Origin of the sequence: Escherichia sp. TW09308 (assembly GCF_000208565.1) — a bacterium.
GTDB classification, from domain to species: Bacteria; Pseudomonadota; Gammaproteobacteria; order Enterobacterales; family Enterobacteriaceae; genus Escherichia; species Escherichia marmotae.
Genome location: NZ_AEME01000001.1, coordinates 2,549,434 through 2,566,475 on the forward strand (window position 1 = coordinate 2,549,434; position 17,042 = coordinate 2,566,475).

Genomic DNA, 17,042 nt, shown 5'->3' on the forward strand with positions numbered 1-17,042 from the left:
TTACAGGATACGGCTAATTAATCGGTCGATACGGATACGACGCAAGCGACGGATAAGCTTGCGAACCTTCACCGGATAATCGGCAATACTTTGCAGATCGCGGTAGTGCTTAACGATAGTGGTATGCTCGCGGATCAGATCCAACTCTTTCTCACGCTGCGGCGCAAGCTCCAGTTGCGGATCGTGGATCAAAATGGCGTTTTCCAGATCCAGACGCCAGGCGCGAGGGTTCAGGTTATTACCGGTGATCAGCATCCACTTATCATCAACCCACATCCCTTTCAGGTGATAGGTATTGTCGTCATCTTTCCATAACCGGACCACTAACTGGTCAGTATTGACGTAATACTGCAAACGGCTCAGGAAACGACGCAGATTAATCTCGTAGAGATACGGCAGTGCGCCGATAATCTTGAAAGGTTCATCTTCCGGAATGTAGAAGTCATTTGCGGTTTTATCACCGACAATAATTTCGACTTTTTTCCCTTCGCGCAGCAATTGGATGATATTGCGCACGAGGATGGCCGGTAGGTTGAAGTATGGTGTGCAGATGGTCAGTTTTTGCTCGGCACACGGCATAAGATGGAAAATAGTCTTGTTCAACAGACTCGATTTTCCCAGACCCACTAATGGCGTTACGGAGAGTTGATCGTTATCGGCATCGCCCTGGAAATGATAAGCAGCATCACGCAACTCCTGGCGGAACAGGCGGATATCGTTTTTGATTTCCGGGCTTTTCGGACGGTGAATATCATCCAGACGGTTAACACCGCGACCATTCATAATATTCTGTGTAACCCATTCAAACATAATGTCTGACATTTTACGGTTACGGATCAGATGATAGCGGTCGTAGCGGTATTTATCATGCTGATGCAGGTAAACATCGTTCAGGCTGGCACCGCTATAAAGTACGCTATCGTCGATGATAAAGCCTTTAAAGTGCAGAACGCCCAGGGCTTCACGGGTATTGATCGGAACGCCATAAACCGGAACATCTACGCCCGGGTTTTCCTGCGCCATGCGGCAGTACCAGTCAGCATTGGTATTAGATGCCGCAGCGCCAATGCGCCCACGTTGTGCACGATGCCAGTCGACCAGCACCCGCACATCCAGTTCCGGACGCTGCCGTTTAGCCTCATACAACGCGTTCAGAATGCCTTTGCCACCGTCATCCTGCTCAAGATACAGGGCGACAATGCAAATGCGCTGCTTCGCGCTGGCTATTTTTTCCAGCAGTGTCTCCCGGAAGTCGGCGGGAGCGTAAAAAAAATCGACATCATCAACTGATTGAGAAATCTTGGGTAGTTGGGCAAGGTGTTGTTGATGTTTATTACGCTTAAATTTTGACAACATCACAGTGCATTTCTTCTCTGTTCATTGAAGGGTCCTCTGTGCAATGCAGACGACATAAGCGGGCAATGATAACACCAGTCCCGATTAAGTGGTCAACATTTCCAGTACCTTACTCATGATTCCTCGCGCTGGGCAAGATTTAGCGTCAGCCCAACGATCCCCTCTTCGAGCTGGATATCGACGTTAAACCCGAGCTTGCGGGCCAGCGCCACCATGCCACGATTGTTTGGCATCGTAATACCATTCAGACGTTGCAGTCCGTGATCTCGCGTATAGGTAATCAACTTTTCCATTAAGCGTCGACCTAAGCCTAACCCTTTGAGATCCGAGCGCACCAGTACGGCAAATTCGGCATCAATGTTATCAGGATCGGAGATCGCCCGAGTGACGCCAAGGATCTCTTCTTTTTGATCAATACGCCGTACAGCCACAAACGCCATTTCCCGATCGTAGTCGATCTGCGTCATGTTAGCTAAATCTTCATGGGTGAATTCGTTGATCTCGCTAAAGTAACGGTAATAAAGATCTTCTTTGGTGACTCGCGAAATGAATTGCTGAAGTTGTGGCTCATCTTCCGGCAAGATCGGGCGGAACAAGCAACGTTCGCCGTTTTTTAATTCTACCCACTCTTCTAACTGATGTGGGTACGGGCGCACAGCAAGGCGACTTTCGTTATTGCCTTCGAACGGTGCAATATCCACCGTGACATCCAGCGCGGTAAATTCACTGCCGGAAGCCAGTAAAGGGTGAATATCCAGCCGCTGAATTTCTGGGCAATCGACAATCAGGTTGGAAACCTGCACCAGTAACTGGCTTAAGCCCGCGATGTCGAGTGGACGCAGTGCGCTGCGTGCACGAATTTTTTTACTTTTGATTCCCTGAATGACCAGATAGCGAGCCAGATTCATGTTCAGCGGTGGCAGCGCCACGACAGCTTGATCTTCAGGACGCCACTCCACACCGCCCTCACCAAGCATGATCAACGGCCCGAAAACCGGATCGTGTTCCACGACTACACGCAGCTCCTGAGCGCCAGCACGATTAGCCATACTTTGCACCAACAGGCCGTGGATCCGTGCCTGCGGCCAGGCCATTTTTACCCGATCGAAAATAGCGTTCGCGGCTTGCTGGACTTCATTAGCCGTACGTAAATAGAGCATCACGCCCTGAACTTCCGATTTATGCGGAATATCCGGCGAGCGCAATTTCAGCGCCACCGGATAACCAATCTGTTCTGCAATATGCACAGCTTCGGTGCTGTCAGTGGCAATCCAGGTGGGAAGCGTGTTCATGCCATATGCTTGCAGGATTGGCTGAACCTCATGGGTATCGAGCGATGTCGCTCCTTCGGCAATGGCCTGCTGTAGCAGAATATGCGCTTCTGCGGTATTGGAGGTCAGATTGCTGGGTAACGCCGGTGTTTCGCGTAACTGCTTCTGGTTTCGACGGTACTCAACCATATGCATAAAAGCGGTGATAGTTCCTTCCGGTGTGCGATAGGTCGGAAGCCCGGCTTCACTGAATAAACGTCGCGCCTCTTGCGAGGAGTGTTCGCCGCACCAGTTAGTCAGCAGAGAGACATACTTGCTGCGAGGATGATGTTTTACTGCTTCAATTAATGCCTGTGCGCTTTCTGTGGCAGGCGCAGCGGCGCTGGGGGAATGGATAACCATCAGCGCATCAAAATCCTGGCTGTGGAGCAGAATATCCAGCGTTTTGACATAGTGCTCGCTGCTGGCGTCATCGCGTAGATCAAGCGGGTTAGAGATTGCTACATGTTCTGGCAGGGCATCGCGTAGTTTCTGGCAGGCCTCTTCACTTAACGTTGCCAGTTTACCATTGCGCGACCATAAGGCATCCAGCGCCAGTGCGGCAGGAGCAGCACCGTTGCTGATAATCATCAGCCGGTCGCCACGCAACGGACGCATGTGGCTAAGGGTTTCCACCGCCGAAAACAGTTCGTGGGTGTCCTGCACTCGCAACAAACCGGCACGCTGAATAGCTGCATCCCACGCCGGATCCATACCCGCTGTGGTGTTCAGCAATCTTTGCGCCGCCGGACTACGTCCGCTTTTAATCACCAGAATCGGCTTATTTCGCGAGGCACTACGGGCAGCCGACACAAAGCGTCGTGCGTCGCTTAATTGTTCGAGATAGAGCAAGATGGCGCTGGTTTTGCTGTCGCGTGCCAGGTAGTCGAGCAATTCATCAACGTCGATATCCAGGCTGTCACCGAGCGCAATAAAGTATGAAAACCCCATTTCACGCTGTTGCGCCCAGTCGAGGATGGTGTTGGAGACAGCAGCCGATTGTGAAATAAACGCCAGCTTGCCGCGCTTAATTGGCACTGGCGAAAAGCTGGCATTCAGCCCTTGCCAGGGAGCGAGTAATCCCAGACTGTTTGGTCCAAGCAGGCGCATGTTATGGCGCAGAGCGCAGGCGCGTAGGTCTTCGTGTTGTGATGTCGGTGAAGAAAGAATAATGCAGGTTTTACAGCCTTTCTCTCCAAGCTCTTCCAGAAGAGCAAGATTGCGGCTGGCATTAGTACATAGCACTGCGAGGTCAGGAGTAAAAGGCAAACTGGCGATGTCTGGCCATGCCAGCACGCCCTGTACCGCCTTCCAGGCTGGCGTCACCGGCAGCACCGGTCCGTTAAAGCCTCCAGCCAGCAGGTTACGCATCATCAGGTAACCTGCGCGATTGGGTTTCATCGACGCGCCAATTACCGCAATCGATTTTGGTCGCAGTAGTGCTTCCAGTCCTCGCTGACTCATACCGGTCTCCCGCAGAAGTGACCGAATGATTTTAAACGATTTCTAACTGTTCTGCTGTGATACTACCCAGATGTTGCGTTTTTCCTGCCAGATAGCGCGTTTTAAAGCGAGTGAAATGCTCGCCTAAGCCCGTTGCGGCTTTGGTGTCACCCGCCATATCTAAAAGTGCGATGGCTACCTCAGCGGTGCAATATTGGCCTTCACTCTGAGCTTCACGCAGGCGATAGGCAGACAAACGCGAAAGATCGACGGAAATGACGGGAAGATTATCCAGATACGGACTTTTACGAAACATCTTCCGCGCTTCCGGCCAGGTGCCATCGAGCATGATAAATAGCGGTGGCTTACCAGGAGGAGGCGTAAAGATCACTTCTCGTTGCTCATCCGCATATGAGGCAGGAAAAACCACCATTGGCTGATAATACGGGTTTTGCACCAGATCCAGCAGTTCTTGCGATGGTTCGGTACGTGACCATTGAAACGCGACGGTATCTGGCAAGATATCGGCAATCAAACGTCCAGTATTGCTGGGTTTCATTGGCTCGGTGTCAAACATCAGCAAACAAAAGCGGCTTTTTGCTTCCGTTGGGGTGATGGTTGAACAGAGGCATAATTTCTCTGGCAAAAGGCAGCGTTGGCAACGACGAACGCGATTACCACGGGCAAGAAAAGGACGTGTTGCGCGCGCAATACGCTCGGCGCGTAACTGGAGAACAGCGTTTTCGGTCATAAGAGAGCGTCGAAAAAATGCCATTGTCGCAGAGGAGAAAACGGGGCACAAGATGCGCCCCGATAAGATTAAAGAGATTCGTTCAGCCAGCTATCAAACGGTGCTTTCGGCACTGCGCCGTTAAGCATGTCGACAACCTGACCATTTTTGAAAATCATGATCGTCGGAATACTGCGAATACCAAAGCGACTGCTTAATTCACGTTCAGCTTCGGTATTCACTTTTACAAAACGCACTTTACCGCTACGCTCTTGTGCAACATCTTCAAAAATCGGTGCGAAGTTACGGCAAGGGCCGCACCACGGTGCCCAGAAGTCGATCACCACAGGCAGATCGTCTTTCAGCAATTTGTCGAGTGTTTCACCGGTCGCATTAATCACCTCTCCGTCAAACAGGTCGTGACCGCAGCGTCCGCATTTTGCCGCATCGTCAATCCGTTCGTCGGGAATGCGGTTGATGGCCTGACAATGGGTACAAACGGTATTCATAACTAACCTCGGGATGAGTAAGGAGACTTATCGGCAACGACGCCGGTATGTTTCTAATATGTTACATATTATCGAGGGCATTGTTCCAGACAACAATCTGTTTTATTCAATGGGTATGATAGTCGCAGGCTTTGGAACGAAATCATGGCGAACCGCGCGCACTTCGGGTAATCTGCGCGCTTCGCGCAGCGCTGGTGGAGAAAAGCATGAACGATGAAATGAAAAGCAAAAGCGGCAAGGTCAAAGTGATGTATGTCCGCAGTGATGATGATTCTGATAAACGAACCCACAACCCGCGAACCGGGAAAGGGGGCGGGCGTCCAGGAAAATCTCGTGCCGACGGTGGCCGTCGCCCCGCCCGCGATGACAAACAGAGTCAGCCCCGTGACCGCAAGTGGGAAGAGTCGCCGTGGCGAACTGTTTCCCGCGCGCCGGGTGATGAGGCACCGGAAAAGGCCGATCACGGTGGCATCAGTGGTAAAAGTTTTATTGATCCGGAAGTGTTGCGTCGTCAGCGTGCGGAAGAAACCCGCGTCTACGGCGAAAACGCATGTCAGGCACTGTTCCAGAGCCGTCCGGAAGCGATTGTTCGCGCCTGGTTTATCCAGAGTGTAACGCCGCGTTTTAAAGAAGCATTGCGCTGGATGGCGGCAAACCGCAAAGCGTACCACGTGGTAGATGAAGCCGAGCTGGCAAAAGCGTCAGGCACGGAACATCACGGCGGCGTTTGCTTCCTGATCAAAAAGCGCAACGGCACAACCGTGCAGCAGTGGGTAAGCCAGGCAGGTGCACAGGATTGCGTACTGGCGTTGGAAAATGAATCTAACCCACATAATCTGGGCGGGATGATGCGTAGCTGTGCGCACTTCGGCGTGAAAGGTGTTGTTGTGCAGGATGCGGCGTTGCTGGAATCGGGTGCGGCTATCCGTACCGCAGAAGGTGGCGCAGAGCATGTGCAACCGATTACTGGCGACAACATTGTCAATGTGCTGGATGATTTCCGTCAGGCGGGTTACACCGTGGTGACCACTTCCAGCGAACAGGGCCAACCACTGTTCAAAACCAGTTTGCCAGCGAAAATGGTGTTGGTTTTGGGGCAGGAATATGAAGGGTTACCAGATGCTGCGCGTGATCCAAACGATCTGCGAGTGAAGATTGACGGTACTGGCAATGTTGCTGGTCTGAATATCTCTGTCGCAACGGGTGTTCTGCTTGGTGAATGGTGGCGTCAGAATAAAGCCTGATAAATCAGCCGGATGGCAGTTCTGCCATCCGGCATTTTCCCGCAAATTTACTCGCTCTCTGCCGGTAATACAGGTATCCAGTTAATCGGCTTCTCGCCACGTTGTTCCAGCCACTGATTTGCCAGTACAAAATGGTTACAGCCAAAGAATCCACGATGGGCCGATAACGGCGACGGATGCGGTGCTTTCAGTACGTGATGGCGTTGCTTATCTATAATTGCCCCTTTCTTTTGCGCATGCGACCCCCACAGTAAAAACACCACGCCTTCGCGATGCTGATTAATCAGGCTGATGACTTTATCGGTGAACGTCTCCCAGCCGAGGCTGGCGTGGGAATGCGCCTGACCTGCACGTACAGTCAATACGGTATTGAGCAGCAGCACGCCCTGGCGCGCCCAGCTTTCCAGGTAACCATGCGTCGGGCGGGTAAAGCCTGGGATGGTATTTTCCAGCTCTTTATACATATTCAGCAGTGACGGCGGTGTCGCAATACCGGGACGAACAGAAAATGCCAGACCATGTGCCTGTCCAGGTCCGTGGTAAGGATCCTGGCCGAGAATCACAACTTTGACATCGCTCAACTCAGTAAAACGGAAGGCATTAAAGACATCTTTTTGTGGCGGATAGATAGTGATGCCAGACTGCCGCTCACTGGCGACGGTCTGAAGGGTATTAAGAAAATAGGGTTGCTGCTTCTCTTCAGCCAGCACGTCATGCCAGGTTAATTCGTTAGCCATCTCGCTCTCCTGCGGATCTTCAATCCACCTAGCTTAACTGCTTCTTTCTACAGAACAAAATCAAGCTCATTTTTTAGACATAATCGAGTGCAAAAAAATGTAAATTGGTAAAATTTCGCACCCGCATAAGTTGATGTAAAACAATAAAATCTATTTGCGACCACGCTTAGTGTGTGTTTTTTATTGATTTAAATCAAAGAATCAAGGGTGTTTGAGGAGTATATATACACTCAAGCAACAATGGTTTTACCAATTGGCCGCGACAGGCTGACAAATCAAATAATTTTGCCGGGGAGGCATCACATGATTACAGGTATCCAGATTACTAAAGCCGCTAATGACGATCTGCTGAACTCTTTCTGGCTGCTGGACAGCGAAAAAGGCGAAGCGCGTTGCATCGTTGCGAAAGCAGGATTTGCAGAAGACGAAGTGGTTGCAGTAAGCAAACTGGGTGATATTGAATACCGTGAAGTTCCAGTAGAAGTTAAACCAGAAGTTCGCGTGGAAGGTGGTCAGCACCTGAACGTAAACGTTCTGCGTCGCGAAACTCTGGAAGATGCTGTTAAGCATCCGGAAAAATATCCGCAGTTGACTATCCGTGTATCCGGTTATGCAGTTCGCTTCAACTCTCTGACTCCGGAACAGCAGCGCGACGTTATCGCTCGTACCTTTACTGAAAGCCTGTAAGGCTTAAGTAGCAAGATATCGGATGCGACGCTGGCGCGTCTTATTCGACCTACGGGGAGCACATGTGTAGGCCGGATAAGGCGTTTACGCCGCATCCGGCAATGGTGTTCAAATGCAACACGTTTTATCCGTTCTGGACTTCTTCCACCAGCCAGCGAGCCGCAGCAATAACCCCCTGCCCCAGAGATAATCCACCATCACCCGCAGGTAAACTCTGCGGGAAAAGCAATGTGAAATCAGCGAGATAATGCGCCAGACGTGCACGCAGCAGGCGGTTATGAATAACCCCGCCGCTGAATACCAGCGTAGTGATACCGCGCATCGTAGCCTGCTCGCGCATCAACTCGGCAAACCCCTGCGCCAGCGCATCATGAAACGCCCACGCCCGTTGATTAACCGGAGCTTGCCAGTTCAGCCACTGCCGCCAGAAAATGGCGAGATCCAGGTGATTATTGACCAACGGCATTGTCACCGGATGCTTCACGCCGTGGCATGAAGACGCCAGCGCCTCCAGCGTACAAGCCGCTTCCCCTTCATAACTTAACGTGGCTGGCGCACAGCCCAGCGCCGCCGCCACGGCATCGAACAAACGCCCGCACGATGACGCCAGCGGCGCGTTAATGCCTCGTTCAATGGCCCGCGCCAGCACGCTCCAGTTTTGCTGTTGCACACTTACCGTTTCAGGATAATTCTGCCACTCCGGCACAAAGCGCAGGCACTGCGCCAGCAGGTTACGCCACGGCTGCTTTGCGGCAAGATCACCACCAGGAAGCGCCACTGCAGGCAAGCCGCCCAGGCGCTCGCATTCACGATAGTTCACCCGCAGGCACTCGCCGCCCCACAAAGCGCCGTTCTCGCCCATACCGATACCGTCAAGCGTCAAAGCAATGACATCACCGCCATCCAGCGGCCAGTTATGCTCCGCCAGACACGCCGCCGCATGAGCATGATGATGCAACACCGTTTGCGTCGGCAGATTCATTTCACTCGCCCACTGGCTGGAGACATAGCCCGGATGCGCGTCATGCACAACACATTGCGGGGTGAAATCGTAGATGTTGTGCATCAGGCGTAACGCTTCGCGCCACTGCATCTGGATACCATCGTCGCTTAAATCGCCCAGATGCTGACTCAACACGGCTTGTTCACCGCGCACCAGGCTGAAGGTGTTTTTCAGATCTGCGCCAAGACACAGCATCGGCGGCACATTTTTAAAACCCGGCGGCAAAGCCAGCGCATCCGGTACATAGCCACGCGAACGGCGCAACATTTCGCCACTTTCGCGCACTACCGAGTCATCCATCCGCTGCACAATATCGCGGTTATGCAACAAGAATCCGTCGGCAATGTCCTGCAAATCCTCCAGCGCCTGTTCATTGCTGATAGCCGGAGGTTTGCCACTCAGGTTGCCGGAGGTCATCACCAGCGGGCATTGCAGTTCCTGCAACAACAAATGTTGCAGTGGATTCGCAGGCAACATCACCCCAACTTCGTTAAGGCATGGGGCAATGTCGTCACAAAGTTCGGGAACGAATTTTTTATCCACCAGCACAATCGGCGCGGCAGGCGTGGTGAGCAACTGACGGACAGCCTCTGGTAGGTTTTCTACCGTTGGCAACATAACCGCCAGCGGTTTCGCCGGGCGATGTTTGCGCGCTCGTAGTGTTGCTATCGCGTCACTGTTACGTGCATCACAGGCGAGATGAAATCCGCCAATCCCTTTGATGGCGACGATTTTTCCCGCTTTTAACTGTGCTATAGCAGCCTGTAAAGCAGCCTCTTGTTTGGCATGTACATCATTACTTACCCATTCAAGATGCGGACCACATTCCGGGCAAGCCACCGGCTGGGCATGGAAGCGACGATCGAGCGGGTCGCGGTATTCTTTGTCACAGGCCGGACATAACGGAAACGCTGCCATCACGGTAAATGGGCGGTCATAAGGCATCGCGCGAATAATGGTGAAACGCGGGCCGCAGTGGGTACAGTTGATAAACGGATAACGATAACGCCGTTCGCCCAGGGTATTCATTTCAGCAAGACAGGCAGGGCACGTGGCGGCATCCGGAACAATTTGCGTATTCATGGTGCCGCCTGTGCTCTGGCGGATAGTGAACTCAGTGGGCAGTTGTGACCAGATAAACGGCTCACGATCAACGCTATCAATACGCGCCAGCGGCGGGCAGTGTTGATGCAATTGAACAAGAAACGTTTGCGGATCTTCCAGCAGCCGGACTTCCACGCCATCGCCGTCATTACAGACATCGCCGTGAAGATTTAATTGCTGTGCCAGTTGCCAGACAAACGGACGAAAACCAACGCCCTGCACTTTGCCACGAATACGCAGTTGAACACCGCAAGATGTGTTTTTTGCCATTGAGTTATTCCCGCCATCATGAATCCATAACCCACCCTACCGGATGCGACAGCATCGCATCCGGTAGTCACAGGTCAGCAATATCGCCCGCTCCGTATTCTACGAATATTTCGGGGAATTCCTTTGATGCCAGAATAGTTATGTAAGATTTTTAGAACATCATCGCCGTGCGGCGGCGTTTTTCTGCGCTCAGTTGCTCAAGTTTATTACGATCGACACAAATCAGCGCATGCGTCGGGCACGCAGCCATACACGCAGGGCCGTCTTCACGGTGGTTACACAGATCGCATTTATTGGCTTCGGCTTTATCGGCACGTACATTCAGCCCCGCGCCGCTGTTGCGAATCACCGGACGCACCACCACTTCCATCGCGCCGTACGGGCAAGCCACAACGCAGGTTTTGCAACCAATGCAGCGTTCCTGCATGACATGAACAAACCCTTTATCACGGCTGATAGCACCATTCGGGCAGACATTAGCGCACGGAGCATCTTCACACTGACGACAAACAGTAGCAGTGGAAATGTTCACACCTTTAATGACATGGATACGCGGTAAAAAAGTTTCCGGAGTCAGCGAAGCGCAATCCTGATTTTCCTGATGAGAAACCACGCACGCTACTTCACAGGTACGGCAACCAATACATTTACTCGCGTCAGCAATGATGAAACGGTTCATCAAATTCTCCAGCAATGACAGTTAATGCGCCGATACATTCATAAATCATGCCAGTTTTTAATTTGCTGTTATATAAGGAAAATAATTTTCTGGGGCCGACAAAAACACTGTCATCGACACTAGTGACGATGACATGTGATGACGGTAAGGCAATGAGAGAATCGCAGTGAATCAATTTTCTGATGAATGTTTTATCGTCGCCAGTATAAAAAAGTGATTGCCAGTAATGGTGAAGATTTAGATTAGGCAACCCTGCCGGATGCAGCTTACACGTCGCACGAACCATCCAGGCCCGATAAACGTAGCGCATCAGGCAATTTAGCGTTTGCTGTCAGAGCTGATTCACCCCATCAAGCACATCCCCCTTTATCAAACAACGCTGCGTCAGCGCCAGATCTTCCGTTTGCGGGTCGCGCCCGGCGATGGGTTTGATGATGAGTTTACGGTTGGGGGTATAAGCAAAACGCGTGAGAGCGGGATAGCTTAACTTGCCAAACCAGCCGTGAACGCGCTGCCATTTGGCGTCTTTTACCTGATACAGACTGGTTATCCAGTAACCAGAATCAAACTGCATATCCAGCAATTGCGTGTGACCATTGCCTTGCAAATCCAGCAAATCATCTACGCCAGTTTTGCTTGCGGTGTAAAAACCATCGACCTGGAAAACACACGGGCGACCTTGCTGATTAAAGGTCATCAGGATCAAAAACGAGGAAGGCGCCAGCCCGTTTCCCGAAACGCCTCGCCAGATAACCAAATCCTGAATGCCATTACGATCGAGGTCAGCACGGTAAAATTGCGCATTACCCGCCATATTTTGCAGCACACCCACAGGCACAAACCAGGATTTACCAGCACGGTCTTTAGCGGTTAATTGCCAGTAATCCTCTTCATTTGGCATCTTCTCAAGCGTCACGCCAGCAACGCCCACTTTTCTAAAATGCCAGTTTTGATCGGTAAAATAAGGCATGGTCAGGAGAGATTTCAGCGCACGCTTTTGCGCGTATTCGCTGTCACTCATCGGCAGATATTCGGTAAAGCTGGTGGCCTGCGCAGGCAGCACAAAGCCCAATAAAAAAGCGCACATCCCTGTCCTGATTTTCAATTCCCTGAACTCCTTAACGAAGAACTACTCTTCTTCCGCCGCTAACTGCGCAAATCCGCCGTTTCCTTCCCAGCCTTCCAGCCGTTGATAAACGGTTTCCACCGCATCTTTAATCGGCTGGGTCATCGGGTAGTAAAAGCCGACGATATCCGGCTGGATGCCGAGGAAAATCACTTCGCCAATATCTTCTTTCAATTGGTCGATAAGGTAATTCAACGGCATGTTATGGGTCGTCATCATAAACATCTCAGCGATGTCATCCGGGTCGATGATGCGGATCTCGCCGGGGTTTAGCCCCATATCAGTGGCGTCGACAATCAGCAGTCGTGTCGGGCGCAGCTCGCGGATGGCGACAATGTCGTTTTCCGGTGCGCTACCGCCGTCAATCACCACCCAGTTACCTTTCGGCGCGGCGGCGCACTTTTCTGCCAGCAACGGGCCCGCGCCATCATCGCCCATCATGCTATTGCCAACACAAAGTAAAACGTCAGTCACGCAATCTCCTCACCATCAAATAGATGGCGTTTTCCTGATGAATATCATGCAGCATACTTAACAGCATTGTACTCCATTCCTTCTGCTGCGAAGTTTGCGCTGCCCGGGCTTTATCGAATGCATTGGCCAGCATCGGCACATGGTTAATGTCGATGACGATCTCACCGTATTTCGGCACGCCTTCCATTTTTCGGCGGGCTTCGCTGCCCGCCTCCAGTGTCGCAATCCATGCCAGGTATTCATCCCACGGGCAGGTAAGCGCCGCTTCCAGGCAATCGATAACCCCAAGGTGGTGACCAATCGCCAGGCTGTAATAGACCACCTGCTGCGCCTCAGAAGGCGTGGCATCGTTCTCATCAATAAATTTACGGCTCAGTTGACTGAACACCACCTTTTCACTCATCGGATACGCGCCTCTTCAACAACATGATTCAGATGGCTGACAATCTCGTTCAGACGCGGATCGTTTTCCGCCTCCAGCCAGCGTGCAACCTGCTCTTCGCCCTGCCCTAACTGCGTCAGGAAATCATCAGCAATCTGGCGACCGTAACGGTAACCCGCCAGGCGGCGCGCTTCGCGATCCACTTTTACGCGCAGCGGCTGCACCATTTCCGGGTGCAGGATTTCTGCCGGTTGTTCATCCAGTTCGCCGGGGCCACGGGCGTGGATTTTCTGTTCCAGCAAACCGAGCGCCATCGCAAAGCCGTACAGCGTGGCGGCAGGCGTTGGCGGGCAACCCGGAATGTAGACATCCACCGGGACGATTTTATCTGTACCGCCCCACACGCAGTAGAGATCGTGAAAAATGCCGCCGCTGTTACCGCAGGCACCGTAGGAGATACAGATTTTCGGGTCCGGCGCGGACTGCCACGCACGCAGCGCAGGGGATCGCATTGCACGGGTGACCGCGCCGGTAAATAGCAAAATATCCGCATGACGCGGGGACGGAACGACTTTAATGCCGAAGCGTTCTGCATCGAACAGCGGCGAAAGCGTGGCGAAAATTTCGATTTCACAGCCGTTACAGCCGCCACAGTCCACGCGGTAAACGTAGGCAGAACGTTTGATTTTTTTCAGTAACGACGCCTTCATGCTGGCGATGGATTCATCCACCGTCATCGGGACCGGAATGCCGTTGGCGTCACGGGGGCCTAATAAATTGCTCATCAGATGGCCTCTTTCATATGGCGAGTCAGTTCAATACGGTCGGACGGCACCAGGCATTTCTGGCGCTTACATTCCGGGCAAGTCTCAAAGCTTTCGCGGTGGTTTTCCGCGCGGCTGTCGCCGTTGTGCTTAAGCAGCGCAATGGCGTAGTCGATCTCTTTCTGTACGGCGAAAGGACGATTGCAGACGCGGCAGTTGCACAGCGCGAAACGGGACTGTTGCAGGAAGTCTTCTTTCTTCCACACTGCCAGTTCGTACTCTTGCGACAGTTTAATCGCCGCTGTCGGGCAGACTTCTTCGCAGCGGCCACAGAAGATGCAACGACCAAGATTGAACTGCCACGCCAGCTCACCAGTGGCGAGGTCGGTTTCAACCGTTAAGGCGTTTGACGGGCAGGCATTGACACAGGCCGCACAGCCGATGCACTGCTGCGGGTTCTGCTCTGGCTTACCACGGAAGTTTTTATCAACCGCAATCGGCTCCAGCGGATAAGACGAGGTCGCCGTGCCGGTTTTGATGACTTTTTTGATAAAGGTAAACATGGCGATTCCTTATTTCAGCGGCGAGTTTTTACGCTCAATGCTGTAGCGCTCAAGTTCTTTGTACGGCACCACTTTGCTCTTCTTCTTACGCACATCGACCACGGTCATGCGGTCGGTACAGGAGTAGCAAGGGTCGAGGCTACCGATAATCAGCGGTGCATCAGAAACGGTGTTGCCACGCAGCATATAGCGTAGAGTCGGCCAGTTAGCGTAGGTTGCCGCGCGGCAGCGCCAGCGGTACAGCTTCTGGTTGTCGCCGGTCATGCTCCAGTGAATATCATCACCACGCGGCGCTTCGGCAAAGCCCAACGCAAAACGGTGTGGAATATAGGTGAATCCTTCCACCGCCAGCGGGCCACCTGGCAAGTTATCCAGGCCGTAGTCGATCATATTGAGCGAAGTAAAGACTTCGTTGATACGCACTTTCAGGCGCGAAATAACGTCACAACCCTGTTCGCTGTGTACTTCCATCGGCAGCAAGCCATAACCAACAAACGGGTGATCGGCACGGGTATCACGAGCGTGGCCGCTGGCGCGAACCATCGGCCCAACGTTACTGAAGTCGCGGGCGATTTCTGGATCAAGACGACCAATTCCGACGGTGCGCTGTTCCATGTTTGGCGTACTCAGCAGCACATCCACCAGTTCCCGCACTTCACGACGCATTTGCTGCGCCAGTTGGCGGGTCTGGATCATGTCATCTTTCAGTAGATCGCGACGAATCCCGCCGATCAAGTTCAGACCGTAAGTTTTACGCGCCCCGGTGAGGATCTCCGCCATTTTCATGGAGGATTCGCGCACGCGGAAGAACTGCATAAAGCCGGAGTCAAAGCCAGTAAAGTGGCAGGCAAGGCCGAGGTTGAGCAGATGCGAGTGCAGACGTTCCACTTCCAGCAGAATGGCGCGGATCATCTGCGCACGCTCTGGTACCTGAATGCCCATCGCGTTTTCTACCGACGTGGTGTAGGCGGTGCTGTGGGCGAAGCCGCAGATCCCGCAAACACGGTCAGAGAGGAACGTCACTTCGTTATAACCCATGCGGGTTTCCGCCAGTTTTTCCATGCCACGATGGACGTAGAACAGGCGGTAGTCGGCGTCGATAATGTTTTCACCATCGACGAACAGACGGAAGTGCCCCGGTTCGTCAGAAGTGACATGTAGCGGACCAATCGGTACAACGTTATTTTTCTTATCACCCAGTTCGTTGATGAACTCGTAGGTTTCAGCATCGGTGGTCGGTGCCGGACGCTGACGATAATCCATGCTGTCTTTACGCAGCGGGTAGAGTTCATCCGGCCAGTCATCCGGCAGCACCAGACGACGTTCATCCGGCAGGCCAACCGGAATCAAACCGTACATATCGCGCACTTCACGCTCGCCCCACACCGCCGCCGGAACGCGCGGCGTCACGGACGGATATTCTGGTTTGTTGGCGTCAACTTCGACACGCACGGTTATCCAGCACCTGGTGCCCTTCTCCATCGACAGCACGTAGTAAACGGCATAATGGCCATTCAGTTTGCGCTCGTCGTTACCAAACAGCACCGACAGCCAGCCACCCTGTTTGTAGTAGAGAAACTCCACCACTTCCGGCAGGTAGTTCACCTTTACGGTAACGGTAAGCTGATCTTTGGTCTGCCAGGCGTGGTCCAGCACGACGCCCGGAAATGCCTCATTCAGCGCGGCGAGATAATGTTGACCTAATTTTTCTTCAGACATGCTCAAACTCTCTTTAATCACGCCGCCAGCAAGGAGACGAACGCTAAAAATGCAAAGCCAAAACCAGCCCAGGTCATGCGCGGAGTAATATCAAGACGCAGACGGGCCATGCTGTTTTCGAATAGCGCGATAACCAGTACACCGACCACCAGTTTGACGATGGCAATCACCAATGCCAGCAGCAGCCCACCGGCGGTGAAGGTTTCCATTTGTCCCCACGGGATAAACACCCCGACGAACATCTGCAACACCACCAGTTGTTTCAGGCTGATACCCCATTTCATTACGCCAAAGCCGCTACCGCTGTATTCAGAGAGCGGCCCTTCCTGCAACTCCTGCTCTGCTTCCGCCAGGTCGAACGGCAGTTTGCCCATTTCGATAAAGGTGGCGAATGCACAGGCGCAGAGCGCCAGCACCAGTGGAATACTTTGGCTCAGTGGCCAGTGATAAACGGTGTCGGTGATGTTGCTGATGTTGGTGGAACCGGCAACCTGTGCGGCGACCCACAGCCCAAGCAGCAGCATCGGCTCAACCAGCACACCCAGCATCGCTTCACGGCTCGCGCCGATAGCGGTAAACGGGCTACCGGTATCCAGACCGGAAATGGCAAAGAAGAAACGCGCGATAGCGAAGAGATACAGTAAGGTGATCAAATCACCCAGTTGCGGCAGCGGAGAACCGACGGTCACTACCGGTAACGCAGTGGCGATAGTCAGCATGACGCCCACCATCACATACGGCGTCAGGCGAAACCCCCAGCCAGAGGCATCCGGGCCAACGCTCTGGCGACCCAGCAGTTTGATAATGTCGCGATACTCCTGCAGCACGCCTGGTCCGCGACGGTTATGCAGACGGGCGCGCGCCACGCGGGTAATACCGGAGAGCAGCGGCGCAACGGCAAATAACACCAGCGCCTGAATTAACGGATACAAAACACTCATT

The 17,042-nt window shown here is 52.9% G+C and carries 17 protein-coding genes; 2 read left to right on the forward strand and 15 right to left on the reverse strand.

The features are described 5' to 3' along the window. From pssA to trxC, 4 genes are all read right to left on the reverse strand, one after another. Positions 1–1,356 carry a CDP-diacylglycerol--serine O-phosphatidyltransferase gene (pssA, locus tag ESM_RS0112175; protein ID WP_010378429.1) on the reverse strand — a complete coding sequence of 452 codons (1,356 nt, stop codon included), beginning with the start codon at positions 1,354–1,356 and terminating at the stop codon, positions 1–3. 113 nt (positions 1,357–1,469) lie between these two features. Beyond that, the gene (patZ, locus tag ESM_RS0112180) at positions 1,470–4,130 is read right to left on the reverse strand and encodes a peptidyl-lysine N-acetyltransferase PatZ (RefSeq protein ID WP_000083023.1); all 2,661 of its coding nucleotides are present in this window, start codon (positions 4,128–4,130) and stop codon (positions 1,470–1,472) included. Positions 4,131–4,161: 31 nt separating this feature from the next. Then, positions 4,162–4,860 carry a tRNA-uridine aminocarboxypropyltransferase gene (gene tapT, locus ESM_RS0112185; RefSeq protein WP_001516900.1) on the reverse strand — a complete coding sequence of 233 codons (699 nt, stop codon included), beginning with the start codon at positions 4,858–4,860 and terminating at the stop codon, positions 4,162–4,164. 68 nt (positions 4,861–4,928) lie between these two features. After that, a complete protein-coding gene (gene trxC, locus ESM_RS0112190; RefSeq protein WP_001098736.1) occupies positions 4,929–5,348 on the reverse strand; it encodes a thioredoxin TrxC in 420 nt (139 codons plus the stop codon). 206 nt (positions 5,349–5,554) lie between these two features. Here trxC and ESM_RS0112200 point away from each other — a divergent pair, with 206 nt between their 5' ends. Next, positions 5,555–6,592 (forward strand): tRNA/rRNA methyltransferase, encoded by a 1,038-nt coding sequence (locus ESM_RS0112200; protein ID WP_000997429.1) that lies wholly within the window; start codon positions 5,555–5,557, stop codon positions 6,590–6,592. A 47-nt stretch (positions 6,593–6,639) separates the two neighbouring features. On the opposite strand, the gene ung is transcribed toward ESM_RS0112200, so the two are convergent. Continuing rightward, complete coding sequence (gene ung, locus ESM_RS0112205) at positions 6,640–7,329, reverse strand: uracil-DNA glycosylase (RefSeq protein WP_001262704.1); 690 nt, start codon at positions 7,327–7,329, stop codon at positions 6,640–6,642. A 303-nt stretch (positions 7,330–7,632) separates the two neighbouring features. Here ung and grcA point away from each other — a divergent pair, with 303 nt between their 5' ends. Further along, positions 7,633–8,016, forward strand: a complete 384-nt coding sequence (grcA, locus tag ESM_RS0112210; RefSeq protein ID WP_000627804.1) for an autonomous glycyl radical cofactor GrcA — start codon at positions 7,633–7,635, stop codon at positions 8,014–8,016. 124 nt (positions 8,017–8,140) lie between these two features. Here grcA and hypF read toward each other — a convergent pair whose 3' ends face one another. The 10 genes from hypF to hycD all read right to left on the reverse strand — a co-directional run bounded on the left by hypF (position 8,141) and on the right by hycD (position 17,041). Beyond that, complete coding sequence (gene hypF / locus ESM_RS0112215; protein WP_001107691.1) at positions 8,141–10,393, reverse strand: carbamoyltransferase HypF; 2,253 nt, start codon at positions 10,391–10,393, stop codon at positions 8,141–8,143. Between the two features lie 151 nt (positions 10,394–10,544). Continuing rightward, entirely contained in the window at positions 10,545–11,072 is a 528-nt protein-coding gene (gene hydN, locus ESM_RS0112220) for an electron transport protein HydN (RefSeq protein ID WP_001078778.1), read from the reverse strand. Further along, positions 11,050–11,358 carry a hypothetical protein gene (locus tag ESM_RS1000000126760; RefSeq protein ID WP_133115474.1) on the reverse strand — a complete coding sequence of 103 codons (309 nt, stop codon included), beginning with the start codon at positions 11,356–11,358 and terminating at the stop codon, positions 11,050–11,052. The genes hydN and ESM_RS1000000126760 overlap by 23 nt, the downstream gene beginning before the upstream one ends. A 45-nt stretch (positions 11,359–11,403) precedes the next feature. Further along, on the reverse strand, positions 11,404–12,159 hold the full coding sequence (locus tag ESM_RS0112225) for a hypothetical protein (protein ID WP_001516942.1): 756 nt from the start codon (positions 12,157–12,159) through the stop codon (positions 11,404–11,406). Between the two features lie 42 nt (positions 12,160–12,201). Beyond that, complete coding sequence (hycI, locus tag ESM_RS0112230) at positions 12,202–12,672, reverse strand: hydrogenase maturation peptidase HycI (RefSeq protein WP_000132959.1); 471 nt, start codon at positions 12,670–12,672, stop codon at positions 12,202–12,204. Next, positions 12,665–13,075, reverse strand: a complete 411-nt coding sequence (gene hycH, locus ESM_RS0112235; RefSeq protein ID WP_001291934.1) for a formate hydrogenlyase assembly protein HycH — start codon at positions 13,073–13,075, stop codon at positions 12,665–12,667. Before hycH ends, hycI begins: the two co-directional genes overlap by 8 nt. After that, entirely contained in the window at positions 13,072–13,839 is a 768-nt protein-coding gene (gene hycG, locus ESM_RS0112240; protein WP_000067394.1) for a formate hydrogenlyase subunit HycG, read from the reverse strand. The genes hycH and hycG overlap by 4 nt, the downstream gene beginning before the upstream one ends. Next, the gene (gene hycF / locus ESM_RS0112245; RefSeq protein ID WP_000493799.1) at positions 13,839–14,381 is read right to left on the reverse strand and encodes a formate hydrogenlyase subunit HycF; all 543 of its coding nucleotides are present in this window, start codon (positions 14,379–14,381) and stop codon (positions 13,839–13,841) included. Before hycF ends, hycG begins: the two co-directional genes overlap by 1 nt. A 9-nt stretch (positions 14,382–14,390) precedes the next feature. Continuing rightward, on the reverse strand, positions 14,391–16,100 hold the full coding sequence (hycE, locus tag ESM_RS0112250) for a formate hydrogenlyase subunit HycE (protein WP_001288146.1): 1,710 nt from the start codon (positions 16,098–16,100) through the stop codon (positions 14,391–14,393). A 17-nt stretch (positions 16,101–16,117) separates the two neighbouring features. Continuing rightward, complete coding sequence (gene hycD / locus ESM_RS0112255; protein ID WP_000115207.1) at positions 16,118–17,041, reverse strand: formate hydrogenlyase subunit HycD; 924 nt, start codon at positions 17,039–17,041, stop codon at positions 16,118–16,120. Between the last annotated feature and the right edge of the window lies 1 nt (position 17,042).

What these genes read in the sequence shown, in the direction of transcription:
- pssA (WP_010378429.1), bottom strand. Translation starts at nt 1,356, where the DNA reads ATGTTGTCAAAATTTAAGCGTAATAAACATCAACAACACCTTGCCCAA.
- patZ (WP_000083023.1), bottom strand. Translation starts at nt 4,130, where the DNA reads ATGAGTCAGCGAGGACTGGAAGCACTACTGCGACCAAAATCGATTGCG.
- tapT (WP_001516900.1), bottom strand. Translation starts at nt 4,860, where the DNA reads ATGACCGAAAACGCTGTTCTCCAGTTACGCGCCGAGCGTATTGCGCGC.
- trxC (WP_001098736.1), bottom strand. Translation starts at nt 5,348, where the DNA reads ATGAATACCGTTTGTACCCATTGTCAGGCCATCAACCGCATTCCCGAC.
- ESM_RS0112200 (WP_000997429.1), top strand. Translation starts at nt 5,555, where the DNA reads ATGAACGATGAAATGAAAAGCAAAAGCGGCAAGGTCAAAGTGATGTAT.
- ung (WP_001262704.1), bottom strand. Translation starts at nt 7,329, where the DNA reads ATGGCTAACGAATTAACCTGGCATGACGTGCTGGCTGAAGAGAAGCAG.
- grcA (WP_000627804.1), top strand. Translation starts at nt 7,633, where the DNA reads ATGATTACAGGTATCCAGATTACTAAAGCCGCTAATGACGATCTGCTG.
- hypF (WP_001107691.1), bottom strand. Translation starts at nt 10,393, where the DNA reads ATGGCAAAAAACACATCTTGCGGTGTTCAACTGCGTATTCGTGGCAAA.
- hydN (WP_001078778.1), bottom strand. Translation starts at nt 11,072, where the DNA reads ATGAACCGTTTCATCATTGCTGACGCGAGTAAATGTATTGGTTGCCGT.
- ESM_RS1000000126760 (WP_133115474.1), bottom strand. Translation starts at nt 11,358, where the DNA reads ATGGTTCGTGCGACGTGTAAGCTGCATCCGGCAGGGTTGCCTAATCTA.
- ESM_RS0112225 (WP_001516942.1), bottom strand. Translation starts at nt 12,159, where the DNA reads ATGTGCGCTTTTTTATTGGGCTTTGTGCTGCCTGCGCAGGCCACCAGC.
- hycH (WP_001291934.1), bottom strand. Translation starts at nt 13,075, where the DNA reads ATGAGTGAAAAGGTGGTGTTCAGTCAACTGAGCCGTAAATTTATTGAT.
- hycG (WP_000067394.1), bottom strand. Translation starts at nt 13,839, where the DNA reads ATGAGCAATTTATTAGGCCCCCGTGACGCCAACGGCATTCCGGTCCCG.
- hycF (WP_000493799.1), bottom strand. Translation starts at nt 14,381, where the DNA reads ATGTTTACCTTTATCAAAAAAGTCATCAAAACCGGCACGGCGACCTCG.
- hycE (WP_001288146.1), bottom strand. Translation starts at nt 16,100, where the DNA reads ATGTCTGAAGAAAAATTAGGTCAACATTATCTCGCCGCGCTGAATGAG.
- hycD (WP_000115207.1), bottom strand. Translation starts at nt 17,041, where the DNA reads ATGAGTGTTTTGTATCCGTTAATTCAGGCGCTGGTGTTATTTGCCGTT.